Source organism: Variovorax sp. J22G73, assembly GCF_030317035.1.
Taxonomy (GTDB): Bacteria; Pseudomonadota; Gammaproteobacteria; order Burkholderiales; family Burkholderiaceae_C; genus Variovorax.
Genome location: NZ_JASZYK010000003.1, coordinates 172,792 through 185,373 on the forward strand (window position 1 = coordinate 172,792; position 12,582 = coordinate 185,373).

Sequence of the window (12,582 nt, forward strand, 5' to 3'; positions counted from 1 at the left end):
TCCTATTCCTGCGCGAAGGCCCGGTTTCTTCCATGAACCTGCCCACCGCGGCCACCGCACGTTTGCGATGAATTGCGACCGCGCTCGCAAGAAACCGAACGACGCCGCCGCACCGGCCCCGCAGAATTTCGCTCGAAAGAACCAACCGCCATGCAAAGAAAAAACATCGTCGTACTCGGTGCCGGCTCCATCGGCGCCTTTGTCGGCGGAAGCCTGATTGCCGCGCTGGCCGACGTGAGCCTCATCGGCCGTGCCGCCATGCGTGGGCGCATCGAATGCCACGGGCTGGTGATGTCCGGCGCGCACGGCTGGGAGGCCCGCGTGCCCGGCGCGATGGTGCGCTTTTCGGAAACGGCGCAGTCGCTGTGCGCTGCCGACCTGGTGATCGTGGCGGTGAAGAGCGCGGACACCGCCGAAGCGGCCGGGCAGATCTTTCATCTCGCACCGCGAAGCGCGTTGGTCGTGAGCTTCCAGAACGGCATCGAGAACGTCGCGCTGCTGCGCAGCCGCTTGCCCGACAACGTGGTGCTGGGGGCCATGGTGCCGTTCAACGTGGTGCAGCTGCCCGACGGCCGCCTGCACAGGGGCACGGCGGGCGACATCGTGGTGGAGGCGCATCCGCGCTGGCAACCATGGTTGCAGGTGTTCAGGTCGGCGCACCTGCCGCTGCGCCCGAGCGCGGAGTTTCGCGAGGTCCAGTGGGGCAAGCTGCTGCTCAACCTGAACAACGCCGTCAACGCCCTGTCGGGCAAGCCGCTGCGCACGCAGTTGCTGGAGCGCGGCTACCGGCTGGTGCTCGCCGCGTCGATCGAGGAGGCGCTGTCAGCGCTGGCGGTGGCCGGCATCCGACCCGCGCAGCTTGGCGATGTGCCACCCGAACGACTGCCCGCGCTGCTGCGCCTGGCGGACGACGCGTTCGCGCAGGCCGGCGGGGCGCTGGCCAGCATCGATGCCCGTGCCCGCTCGTCGATGTGGGAAGACCTGGAGGCGGGCCGCCTGACCGAGGTGGAGGAACTGAACGGCGCCGTCGTGCGGCTCGCGCGCAGCCAGCACCGCGAGGCCCCTGCCAACGACATGCTCTGCACGCTGGTGCATGCCGCGGAGCGCGGCGGCGATCGCCACATCGAGGCACACAGCCTTGCCGAGCAGCTCGCGTCCCATTGCCCTTCGCTGCACGCCTGACAGGGCGCGCAGCGATAGCCCCGTCTTTACGTCGCCCTGCGCAATCACCGCAATCACCGCACTCCACCCACCTCATGCCCGCCCCTTCTTCCGACGCCTGGCCGGCGCACGCACCGCGCAGCCTGCCGCTTCCGCAGACCCACCTCTACCGCAACGTCGAGGTTTCCGCGCTGCGCTATGGCGAGCGCCCCTTCGTGCTCTTCTACGATTCGCCGCTTTCGTTCCAGCGCTTCAAGGACGAGACCGAGAAGATCGCCGGCTACCTGCAGCGCGAGTGCGGCGTGCGCAAGGGCGACCGCGTGCTGCTCTACATGCAGAACAGCCCGCAGTTCATGCTCGCGTTCTACGCCATCCTGCGCGCCGACGCGGTCGTGGTGCCGGTCAACCCGATGAACGTGACGGCCGAGCTCGCGCACCAGGCAAGGGACAGCGGCGCCCTCGTGGCTTTTGCTGCGCAAGACCTGTTCGAACGCATTCGCCCGCTGCTCGGAGGCGAGCTCCACCACGTGGTCGTCGCGACCTACAGCGACTACTTGGCGCAGCCCACCGACCTGAAGGTACCGGACTTCGTGCGCGCACCGCGCGAGCCCGTGGACCACCCGCGGGCGGTGGCGTGGACGGACGTGCTCGCCCGGTGTTGCGTGCCCGGCCCCTTGCGCGCCGGCCCCGACGACCTGGCTGTGCTGCCCTACACCTCGGGCACCACGGGCCGGCCCAAGGGCTGCATGCACACGCACCGCACGACCATGGTCAACGCTGTGACCGCATCGACGTGGTTCGGCACCACGGCCGCGAGCGTCACGCTGTCGGTACTGCCGATGTTCCATGTCACCGGCATGCAGAGCGGCCTCAACGGGCCGCTGTACGTGGGGTCCACCGTGGTCGTGCTGCCGCGCTGGGACCGCGACGCGGCGGCCGAGAGCATCGCGCGCCACGGCGTGACCAGCCTCGGCCTCATCAGCACCATGGCCATCGACTTGATGGCGAACCCGAAGCTCGACAGCTACGACTTCTCCAGCCTGCGCCATGTAGGCGGTGGCGGCGCCTCGATGCCCTCGGCCGTGGCGCGGGCGATGTCCGAGCGGCTCGGCATCGGCTATGCCGAGGGCTACGGCCTGTCGGAAACCATGGGCGCCACGCACCTGTGCCCGCCGGGCGGCGACAGGCTGCAGTGCCTGGGCATTCCGCTGTTCGACGTGGATGCGCGCGTTGTCGATCCGCAGACGCTCGAGCAGATGGCGCCTGGTGCCGTGGGCGAAATCGTGGTCCATGCGCCGCAGCTGATGCTCGGGTACTGGAACAGCCCCGAGGCCGACGAGGCCTCGTTCATCCGCATCGGGGCAAAGCGCTTCTTTCGCACCGGCGACCTGGCCTCGACCGATGCGCAGGGGTTCTTCGTGTTCGCGGACCGGCTCAAACGCATGATCAACGCGTCGGGCTTCAAGGTGTGGCCCGCGGAGGTCGAGAGCCTGCTCTACCAGCACCCGGCCATCCAGGAGGCGTGCGTCATCGCGTCCGGCGACGCCCGGCGAGGCGAAACGGTGAAGGCGCTGGTCGTGCTGCGGCCGGGCTTCGAGGGCCAGCTGAGCGAAGACCAGCTGGTGCAGTGGTGCCGCCTGCAGATGGCGGTCTACAAGAGCCCGCGCCTCATCAGCTTCGTGACGCAGCTGCCCAAGTCGGCGACCGGCAAGGTGAACTGGCGCGCGCTGCAAGAGGCGGAAGCCGCGCAGTCGGCCCCCATAGATTCTTCTTCCACACCCCCCTTGCAGGAGCCTTCATGAGCATCTACGACAAACTCTCCAGCCTCGGCATCGCGCTGCCTTCGGTCTCGGTGCCCGCCGCAGCCTACGTGCCTTTCGTGCAGGCCGGCAACCTCGTTTTCCTGTCGGGCCACATCGCGAAGAAGGACGGCAAGGTCTGGGCCGGCCAGCTCGGCGCCGACATCACGACCGACGAAGGCAAGCAGGCCGCACGCGCCATCGCCATCGACCTGCTGGGCACGCTGCACGCGGCCGTGGGCGACCTGAACAAGGTCAAGCGCATCGTGAAGGTCATGAGCCTGGTCAACTCGGTCGGCACCTTCACCGAGCAGCACCTGGTGACCAACGGCGCCAGCGAATTCTTCGCCGAGGTGTTCGGCCCCGAGAAGGGCGCGCATACGCGCAGCGCCTTCGGCGTAGCGCAGATCCCGATGGGTGCCTGCGTGGAAATAGAGCTGATCGCGGAGATCGGCTGAGAGCAGGCGCGTCGATACCGCGACGCTTCCGCGCTCCGTTCGCGCTCCGTTCGCGCTCCGTCAGATCGGAATTTCGTAAGCCTGGTTGCTGCGCACCCACGTCGCGAGGCCGGCCTTCATGTTCTTGGCGCGCCACGCGACGAAGGTCTGGTCTTCGTTCAGCGCATCGACGGTCGCTCCCATCTTCGCCGCCGACTCGGCGCGCGCGACGAAGGTCATGTTGCCGATTTCTCCGACCTGCACGTTCCACAGGCTGACATCCGCGCCGTGCTTTCTCCACAGATCGGCGGCCTCCTTGATCAACGCGATGAGTTCTTGCACGTTGATTCCCGGGTTCGGCTTGAACACGTATTGAACGACAGCAGCGGACATGTGTGTCTCCTCGTGGGTGTTGCAGGTCGGGCGAAATGAGCGACCGGAGCGCATTAGCTGCCCGCCGTTTGGGTGAGTCAATTCGACTTACACCTTGGTATCAACTCTTGCGAGTGGTGTGCGCCAGCGAGTTTTCAGGGCACGCCACCAGCGCGACGGTCGGGGAAACGCGCAATTCCAGCCAGTGGAATGGGCAGGATGCGCCAAGGCATCCCGCGGCCTAAGCTGGCCCATTGCGCCCCAAGAAAGTTGTCGCCTCAGGCAACGCGCGCCCCCCGAAGGAGACATGAATGAGCCACAACACCGCCGCGTCGCGGCGCCGCTTCAACACCATGGGAGGCGCGCTCGCACTCATGGCCATGGCCCCGCGTGCGTGGGCCGACACCTTCCCCAGCAAGCAGATCCGCATCGTGGTGCCGTTTTCCCCCGGCGGCCCCACCGACCTCATGGCGCGCGCGATCGGCAAGATTGTGTCGACCCACCTGGGCCAGCCCGTGATCATCGACAACAAGCCCGGTGGCGGCGGCGTCATCGGCATGAGCGAGGTCAAGCACCAGCCGGCCGACGGCTACACGCTGGTTTTTCCGTCGATCCTGGCGGTCACCAATCCGGCGCTGATGCCCGGCTATCCCTTCGACACGCTGCGCGATTTCGCGCCGCTGACGGTGGTGGGTTTCGTGCCCCACGCGGTGGTGGTGCGCACCGACTTTCCCGCGGCCGACTTGCAGGCGCTGGTCGCCAGCGCCAAGGCCAGGCCTGAAGGCCTGTCGTACGGCTCCTCCGGCAACGGCACCTCTGCGCACCTGGGCGCTGCGCTCTTCGCGCAGCGTGCCGGCATTCGCACGACGCACGTGCCCTACCGCGGCGCGGGCCCCGCGGTGCAGGACCTGCTGGGCGGGCAGATCCAGTTCATGTTCCTCGACATGAGCAGCGCGCTGCCGTTCATCCAGGCCGGCAAGCTGCGCGCGCTCGCGGTCGCGACGGCCCAGCGCTTCGACGGGCTGCCCGAGGTGAAGACCGTGGCCGAACAGGGCTACCCGGGTTTCGAAGTGCACGGCTGGTACGGCCTGCTGCTCAAGGCCGGCACGCCGGCGGACGTGACGCGGCGCCTGTACGGCGAAGTCAAGCGCGCGCTCGAGACGAAGGAAGTGCGCGATCTCTTCAAGGCCCAGGGCATCGCGCCCGGCGGCATGCCGCCCGAGCAGTTCACCGCGCTGGTCCGCAGCGACCTGGCGATGTGGAAGCGCACGGTCGACGAACTCCACATCACCCTGCAATGACAAAGGAGCACCCGCCCATGCGCATCGCCATCCCCGACGACTACCAGGACTGCGTGCGCGGCCTCGACTGCTTCTCCAGGCTCGACGCCCACGACACGCGCATCTTCAACGACACGGTCGAGGGCACCGACGCGCTGGCCGAGCGCTTCGCCGATGCCGACGCCATCGTGCTGACACGCGAGCGCACGCGCATCGACGCCGCGCTGCTCGCCCGGCTGCCCAGGCTCAGGTTGATCAGCCAGACCGGCAAGCTCGCGGGCCATGTCGACCTGGCCGCCTGCACCGCGCACGGCGTGCTCGTGGCCGAAGGCAGCGGGGCGGGGTCGGCCACGGCGGAGCTGAGTTGGGCTCTTGCGCTGGCGAGCCGCCGGCACCTGGTCGACGAGGCCAACCGCATGCGCCAGGGGCTTTGGCAAGGGCACCTCGGCCAGCAGCTCGGCGGCCAGCGCCTGGGTGTCTGGAGCTACGGCCGCATCGGCCGGCAGGTGGCCGCCTACGGCCGCGTGTTCGGCATGAAGGTGTGGGTGTGGGGCCGCGAGGCATCGACCGACGCGGCGCGCGCCGACGGGTTCGAGGTGGCACCGTCGCGCGAAGCCCTCTTCGCCGAGAGCGACGTGATCAGCCTGCACGTGCGGCTCACGGCCGACACCCGCGGGCTGGTCACGCCCGGCGACCTCGCCCGCATGAAGCGCACGGCGCTGCTGGTCAACACCAGCCGCGCCGAGCTGGTCGCCGAGGGCGCGCTCGAACAGGCGTTGCGCGCGGGCCGTCCCGGGTTCGCGGCGGTCGATGTCTACGAGCAGGAGCCGGTCATGTCGCGCGACCATCCGCTGCTCGCGCTGCCCAACGTGCTGTGCACGCCGCACATCGGGTATGTCGAGAAGGACAACTACGAGCGCTATTTCGGCATTGCGTTCGACAACATCAACGCGTTCGCCGAAGGGCGGCTCGTCGACGTCGTCAATCCCGAGGCGCTGGAGGCCGCGCGCCGCAGGGCCTGACCGGCCGCGCCGCGCAGGCTCGACGCGAAGACGCCGGCGGCGTCTTCCGTGTCACCCGTGCGCGAGCACGGCCACGCCGTCCGCCGCGCGCACGCCTTCACCCCTGGGCAGCACGAACACCGGGTTGATTTCCGCCTCGACCAGCCGTTCGCCCAGCGCGTCGATCATTCGCGAGAACGCCACGATGGCCGACACCAGCGCATCGACATCGGCCGGCTTGCGCCCGCGAAAGCCGTCCAGCAGCGGCCAGGTCCGCAACTCGCGCACCAGCGACAACGCCTCGTCGCGGACCAGCCCGCCGGGCGGCACCATGCGCAGCGCGGTGTCCTTGAGCAGTTCGGCCGTCACGCCGCCCATGCCCAGCAGCACGGCCGAGCCCAGCGGATCGCGATGGCAGCCGAGGATGAGCTCCACGCCGCCCTCCACCATCTCCTGCACCAGGAACCGGGTCGGCCGCGTGCCGGCGCGTTCATTCACCTCGGCGGCCATGCGCTCCAGCCGCTCGCCGACTCGCTCCGCCGCGATGCCGACCGCCACGCCGCCCACGTCGCTCTTGTGCGTGATCTCGGACGACAGGATCTTCAGCACGACCTTGCCCGCGCCCAGCTCGCGCGCTGCCGCGGTCGCTTCCTCGGCATTGCCGACGATGCGCTCGCGCACGCAGGGCACGCCGAAGCGCGCGAACAGCTTCTTCGCCTCGGCTTCGTTCAGCGAGCCATCGCGAAGGTCGTCGGTGCGAACGGTGGCCGCCGCATCGTCGCCCCGTGCCGCAGGTTCCTTCCACTGCGTCGTTTGAAGCATCGCCGCGAGCGCGCTCGTGCAGCTCTCGGGCGCCATGAAGGCGGGCACGCCGCGCCGGTTCAGCAGGCTCGCGATGCCCGGCGCATGCGGGCTCACGAACACCATCAGCGGCTTGTCGCTGCCCGGCAGGCTGTCGTGGATGGCGCTGGCCATCAGGTCGGGCATGGCCAGCCCGGAGGAGCCGACGATGACCACCACCGCGTCGTAGCTCGGGCTCGCCAGCAGCGAGGTGATCGCGCCGCGCAGCAGCGCCGGCTGCAGGCCCGCCAGCGTGACGTCGATGGGGTTGCGGTCGAGCACCGCGTGGTCGCCGGACTGCAGCGCCCGCAGCGCGGCCGCCGTCGCTTCGTCGGGCGCCGGGGTTTCGAAACCGGCGGTGCCCAGGCTGTCCGCCACCAGCGTTCCCGCGCCGCCGGTCGATGTGAGCACCGCCACGCGCCGGCCCGCCAGGCGCCGGCCGGTGACCAAGGCGGCCGGCAGGTCGAGCAGGTCGGAAAACGCCTGCGCGCGAATGACGCCGACCTCGCGGAACAGCGCGTCGTACATGCGGTCCGCACCGGCCAGTGCGCCGGTGTGCGACACCGCCGCCGCCGCGCCCGATTCGGAGCGGCCCACCTTGAACACCACGACCGGCTTGCCCTTGCGCGCCGCCTTGAGCGCCGCGGCCTTGAACTTCGCGGGGTTGCGCACGCCTTCCATGTAGAGCGCGATGACCGAGGTCGCGTCGTCGTCGGCGAGGTGGTCGATGAAGTCGGCCATGTCCAGGTCGGCCTCGTTGCTCGTGGAGACCAGCTTCGACAAGCCGATGCCGCGTGCCGCCGCGCGCGACAGCAGCGCGCCGAGGATGCCGCCGCTCTGCGACACCACGCCGATGCTGCCGGCCTCGAAATCTTCCAGCTCCAGCGCGCCCGTGGCCGACAGCGTGATGCGGTCTGTGAGGTTGACCAGCCCGATGGTGTTGGGCCCCAGGATGCGCATGCCGCCCGCGGCCTCCAGCAGTTGCTGCTGGCGCCGCGCGCCTTCCGCACCCACTTCGGTGTAGCCGCTGGCCAGCACGATGGCGGCCGCCGTGCCGCGCGCGGCCAGGTCGCGCACCGCCTCGTGCGCGCGCTCGGCACCCAGCAGCACGATGCCGACATCGGGCGCCTCGGGCAGCGACTGCACGTCGGGGTAGCTCTTCAGACCGCCGATCACGTCGACACGCGGATTGACGGGATAGATGGCGCCGCCGAAGCCATGCTTCGTGAGGTACGCGACCGGGCGGCCCGCGGTCTTCGTCGGATCGGCCGAAGCGCCGATCACTGCGACGCTGCGCGGCTTCATCAGCCTGGCGATCGCGTTGTCGGGCACGCCAGGCACATCAGGCACATCAGGCACGTCAGGCACGTCAGGCAACAGGGCGCTCATGCCGCCTTCTCCTTGCCCGCGTTCAAGAACGACAGCACCGCATCGCGATGCTGCTGCGTGGTGTAGCAGATGCCTTGCGCCTGGCTGCCCTTGGCGAACACCTGCTCGGCCGGCGACTCGAAGCTCTGGTTGAGGATCGACTTGCCCAGCGCGATCGCCGCCGCCGAGCCTTGCGACAGCTCGGTGGCCCACGCGTGCGCATCGGCGAGCAGGTTCTGCGCGCTGGTCACGCGGTCGGCAATGCCGAGCTTCAGCGCTTCGTCGGGCTCCACCTTGCGGCCGGTGAAGATCAGTTCTTTCGCGCGCGAAAGGCCCACGCGCCGCGGCAGAAAGTACATGCCGCCGCCGTCCGGAATGAGCCCGCGCTTGATGTAGCTCCACGCGAAGCTGGCCGTGTCGGCGGCCAGCACGAAATCGCAGGCCATCGCCATGTCGGCGCCCAGCCCGTTGGCGCCGCCATTGACCGCCGCGATGACCGGCTTGGGCATCGTGTGCAGCAGCGACACCGAGTGGTGCACGCGCTGCTGGCGGCTCCAGCCGTTGAAGCCGACCTCGCCCGCGGGCGCGTCCATGCGCCGCTGCATGCCGGCCACGTCGCCGCCGGCGCAGAAGCCCTTGCCGGCGCCGGTCAGCACCAGCGCGCGCACCGTGTGGTCGGCGCCGATCTTCTCGAGCGCCACGATGAAGTCGCTGCGCATGCCGTCGGTGATGGCGTTGCGCTTTTCGGGGCGGTTCAGTGTCAGGGTCGCGATGCCTGCGTCGACGCGCAGTTCGATCAGCGACGGCGCCGCGTCCTGGGTGTCGAGTGGGGTGTCCAGTGGGGTGTTCATGGGATGGGTGCTCCTCAGTCTGTGGTGATGTGGTTGTCCTTGACGACCTTGCGCCAGCGCACTTCCTCGGCGCGCACGTAGGTGTCGAGCTGCTCGGGCGCGCCGACGTCGACGGCAAGGCCCTCCGCGTCGGTCTGCTTGGCGAAGGCGGGCGCCTTCACGGCCTTCTTGACCGCGGCATTGAGCCGGTCGATCACGTCCTTGGGCGTCTTCGCCGCCACGTAGAGGCCGTACCAGCTCTCGGCCGCGTAGCCCGGCACGCCCGCCTCGGCGAGCGTCGGCACGCTGGCGTAGGCAGGGGAGCGGCGCGCGGTGGTCACGCCGAGCGCGCGCATCTTGCCGCTGTCGACGAAGGGGCGCACCGCCGAGGCGGTGGCGAACATCATGTCGACCTGGCCGCCCAGAAGGTCGGTCATGGCCGGGCCCGCGCCGCGGTAGGGAATGTGGGTGAGCTCGACCTTCGCGAGGTTCTTGAACAGCTCGCCCGCCAGGTGCGCCGAGGTGCCGTTGCCCTGCGAGGCGAAGGTCAGCTTGCCCGGCGTGGCCTTGGCCGCTGCAACGAGCTCGGCGACCGTCTTGTAGGGGCTCTCGGCGCGCACCACCAGCACGTTGGGCGACACGCCGATCAACGCGACCGGCGCGAAGGCCTTGTCGGTGTCGTAGGGCATCTTCGGCTGCAGGCCCGGGTTGACCGCGTGCGCGAACGTCGCCATGACCAGCGTGTAGCCGTCGGGCGCGCTCTTGGCGACGAACTCGCTGCCGATGATGGTGCCCGCGCCGGGCTTGTTGTCCACGATGACGGGCTGCCCGAGCGCCTGAGACATGCCGACGCCAAGCGAACGGGTGATGGCGTCGGTGCCGCCACCGGGCGCGAAGGGCACGACGATGTGCAGCGGCTTGTCGGGAAAGGCCGCCCACGCCGCGGGCGGTGCCAGCACGGTGAACGACAGGGCGAGCGCGCCAGCGAGCGCGCGAAACGGTGTGAAGGCCGGCATGCGGATGTCTCTCTTTGTTGGGGCGGAATGCGGGAAGGAAGGCACGGATAAAGCGAGCCTTCAGCTTAGGTCGCATACTCCGCCCGCGCACCCGGCCAATTCCACCCAATGGAAATGGCCGGCGCTCTGCGCCTATGAAGACAAGGAGACAGGATGGCAAGCACGCTCAATCGTTCGCTCGAACGCGGCATCGAGATCCTTCGCGCCTTCCGGCCGGGCTCCGCCCTGCTGGGCAACGGCGAAATCGCGGAGCGCACCGGGCTTTCGCCCGCGACCGTGAGCCGCCTCACGCAAACGCTGGTGGCGGCCGGCATGCTGGCGCACGACCGAAGCGCGCGCGCCTATCGCCTGGCCGCGCCGGTGCTGAGCCTGGCGCACGCGATGCGCACCGGCTCCGTCGTGCTGCAGGCCGCCGCACCGCTGATGCGCGCGCTGGCCGAAAAGCTGCGCATCAACGTGGGGCTGGCGGTGGCCGACCGGTCCGACATGGTCTACCTGGAATCGATTCGCTACAACCGCCGTGCGTCGCTGCGCAACGTGGTGAGCGGGCAGCGCGTGCCCATCGAGCTGACCTCGTTGGGGCGCGCCTGGCTGGCCGTGGCGCCAGCCGATGTGCGCGAACTGCTGTTCGCGGATTTCGCTGCGCGAAGAAGCGACTGGCCCCGGCTGCGCAGCGAGATCGAGAAGGCGATCGACAGCGTCGGGCAGCGTGGCTGGTGCGCTGCCTCATGGCAGCCGGAAGTGGTGGCGCTTGCCACGCCGCTGAAGCTGGACGCCGAGTGGGGCTACGTGCTGAATGTGAGCGTGTCGTCCACGGAGCTGCCGGCAGACGTGGCTGCGGAGCTGCACGCGCCGCTGCTGGCGCTGAGCCGCAAGATCACCCGCGCCGTGGACGCGCGGGGCCCGGCTGCAGGCTGATTGCGCATTCGCTTTTGCGCATGCACCGCGCGGCGCCGTCTCCAGACCTCAAGCCGCCTGCCCCTTCTTCCCCTCAGCCTTTGGCGCCTCGCTGCGCGCCAGCCACAACCCGCTCGCCACGATCAACGCCCCGCCGCCCAGCGTCCACGCATCGGGCGCGGCGTGCCAGAACAACCAGTCGAGCATCAACCCCCACGCGAGCGCGCTGTACTCGAACGGCGCGATGGCCGCGGCCTGCCCGTGGCGGAACGCTTCGGCGATGGCCATCTGGCCCAGGAAGCCGCTGATGGCCAGGCCCGCGAGCACCCACATGTGTTCGGCCTGAATGGGCACCCACTGCGGCGCTGCCAGCACGGTGCCGCCTAAAGCCATGCCGGCGGTCGTCCAGAAGACCAGCGCGGCGCTCGGCTCGGTGCGGCTGATGAGCCGCCCCAGCATGTTCGACAGCGCATAGCAAACCGCGGCCACCAGCACCGCCAGCGCGCCCATCGACAGGAACGCGCCCTGCTCGGGCCGCAGCGCGATCACCACGCCGACAAAGCCCAGCCCGATCGCGACCCAGTGCCGCGGCTGCACCGCCTCGCCGAGCAACGGCACGGCGATGAGCACCATCAGCAGCGGGGCGATGAAGGTGAGCGTGTACGCCTCGGCCAGGCCGAGCGTTTTCAGGCCGTAGACGAAGAGCACCAGCATCGACATGTTCAGCACCGTGCGCAGCAGGTGCAGCCGCCAGCGCAGCTTGCGGTTGAAAACGCCGGCGGCCTCGCGCCGCCAGGCGATGTACAGGCCCACCAGGGGCAGCGCGGTGAGGCCGCGCAGCGCCATCACCTGCACCGGCGGGTAGTGGCCGGCCAGGGTCTTGAGCAGCGCGTCCATGCACGCGAAGAAGGCGCAGGCCAACAGCATCGCGGCGATGCCGCGCAGGGTTCCGGTCGATTGCATCGGGGGGTCTTGTCTTCAGGCGGTGGCCGGGGAGGGGCCTTGTTCTTGAGCGCCAAGCATAGGCGCTGCACGCGGTGGGTGACCATGCCGTGGGCGGGCACGGAAACATCTGTCGTTCCGTCCGTCGTCAAGTGTGCTTTTTCAAAGACGGGCCGCGAAATTCGCAGCCCGTCAGACCAGCGGTCAGCTGCCGGTCTCAGGCGCCTTGTGTCGCGCCTTCTCGCTCAACTGAAACAGCTCTCCGGCCTTGCGCGCCAGATCGGCTGCGAGCCAAAGCAGGTTGTCCAGCTGCTGCGGCCCGCTGCCGCCGCACCAGTCGATGTCTTCGCCGTGGCAGACCCACAGGAGCGCTTCGAGTTGAGAGAGTGTGTTTTCCAGAAGATCCGCCGGAGCTGGTGTGTCTTGGGCGCTGTCTTCGGAAACGCCGGGCGTGGGTGGCCGGGCTATAGTCTTGGTAGCCATTTTTGTGCGGGTCCTTTAGAGGTAAGTGCACTTCTTTGGTTAGACGGTCGGGGTGTTCCACCACCCCGGCCGTCGCCTTTTGATACCTCGCTTTTGCATCGGTGCTTTCGCACCGACAACCTGCCGCGAGGCAAGCAGCCTTCAAGAATTTTTCAG

The 12,582-nt window shown here is 69.1% G+C and carries 12 protein-coding genes; 6 read left to right on the forward strand and 6 right to left on the reverse strand.

The features are described 5' to 3' along the window. Positions 1-150 precede the first annotated feature (150 nt). The 3 genes from QTI51_RS13410 to QTI51_RS13420 all read left to right on the forward strand — a co-directional run bounded on the left by QTI51_RS13410 (position 151) and on the right by QTI51_RS13420 (position 3,418). Positions 151-1,182, forward strand: coding sequence for a 2-dehydropantoate 2-reductase (locus QTI51_RS13410; protein ID WP_286514141.1), 1,032 nt, complete (start codon positions 151-153; stop codon positions 1,180-1,182). Between the two features lie 74 nt (positions 1,183-1,256). After that, entirely contained in the window at positions 1,257-2,963 is a 1,707-nt protein-coding gene (locus QTI51_RS13415; protein WP_286514144.1) for a long-chain-fatty-acid--CoA ligase, read from the forward strand. Further along, on the forward strand, positions 2,960-3,418 hold the full coding sequence (locus tag QTI51_RS13420) for a RidA family protein (protein ID WP_286514146.1): 459 nt from the start codon (positions 2,960-2,962) through the stop codon (positions 3,416-3,418). Before QTI51_RS13415 ends, QTI51_RS13420 begins: the two co-directional genes overlap by 4 nt. A gap of 60 nt (positions 3,419-3,478) precedes the next feature. Here the strand turns inward: QTI51_RS13420 and QTI51_RS13425 are convergent, their stop codons facing one another. Then, positions 3,479-3,790: a hypothetical protein gene (locus QTI51_RS13425; RefSeq protein ID WP_116909977.1), complete on the reverse strand. Its 312-nt coding sequence runs from the start codon at positions 3,788-3,790 to the stop codon at positions 3,479-3,481. Positions 3,791-4,080: 290 nt separating this feature from the next. Here QTI51_RS13425 and QTI51_RS13430 point away from each other — a divergent pair, with 290 nt between their 5' ends. Together QTI51_RS13430 and QTI51_RS13435 are read left to right on the forward strand one after the other, a co-directional pair. Further along, entirely contained in the window at positions 4,081-5,070 is a 990-nt protein-coding gene (locus QTI51_RS13430; protein ID WP_286514151.1) for a Bug family tripartite tricarboxylate transporter substrate binding protein, read from the forward strand. 17 nt (positions 5,071-5,087) lie between these two features. After that, positions 5,088-6,071: a D-2-hydroxyacid dehydrogenase family protein gene (locus tag QTI51_RS13435; protein WP_286514153.1), complete on the forward strand. Its 984-nt coding sequence runs from the start codon at positions 5,088-5,090 to the stop codon at positions 6,069-6,071. 51 nt (positions 6,072-6,122) lie between these two features. On the opposite strand, the gene QTI51_RS13440 is transcribed toward QTI51_RS13435, so the two are convergent. From QTI51_RS13440 to QTI51_RS13450, 3 genes are all read right to left on the reverse strand, one after another. Continuing rightward, on the reverse strand, positions 6,123-8,195 hold the full coding sequence (locus QTI51_RS13440; protein ID WP_286515705.1) for an acetate--CoA ligase family protein: 2,073 nt from the start codon (positions 8,193-8,195) through the stop codon (positions 6,123-6,125). 80 nt (positions 8,196-8,275) lie between these two features. Continuing rightward, positions 8,276-9,109 (reverse strand): enoyl-CoA hydratase/isomerase family protein, encoded by an 834-nt coding sequence (locus QTI51_RS13445; protein WP_286514156.1) that lies wholly within the window; start codon positions 9,107-9,109, stop codon positions 8,276-8,278. 14 nt (positions 9,110-9,123) lie between these two features. Further along, entirely contained in the window at positions 9,124-10,104 is a 981-nt protein-coding gene (locus tag QTI51_RS13450) for a tripartite tricarboxylate transporter substrate binding protein (protein ID WP_286514159.1), read from the reverse strand. A 153-nt stretch (positions 10,105-10,257) separates the two neighbouring features. Between QTI51_RS13450 and QTI51_RS13455 the strand changes: the two genes are divergently transcribed. Beyond that, on the forward strand, positions 10,258-11,022 hold the full coding sequence (locus QTI51_RS13455) for an IclR family transcriptional regulator (protein ID WP_286514161.1): 765 nt from the start codon (positions 10,258-10,260) through the stop codon (positions 11,020-11,022). Positions 11,023-11,070: 48 nt separating this feature from the next. On the opposite strand, the gene QTI51_RS13460 is transcribed toward QTI51_RS13455, so the two are convergent. Together QTI51_RS13460 and QTI51_RS13465 are read right to left on the reverse strand one after the other, a co-directional pair. Further along, a complete protein-coding gene (locus QTI51_RS13460; RefSeq protein ID WP_286514169.1) occupies positions 11,071-11,964 on the reverse strand; it encodes a DMT family transporter in 894 nt (297 codons plus the stop codon). Positions 11,965-12,147: 183 nt separating this feature from the next. Beyond that, positions 12,148-12,426 (reverse strand): hypothetical protein, encoded by a 279-nt coding sequence (locus QTI51_RS13465; RefSeq protein WP_286514171.1) that lies wholly within the window; start codon positions 12,424-12,426, stop codon positions 12,148-12,150. Positions 12,427-12,582 lie beyond the last annotated feature (156 nt).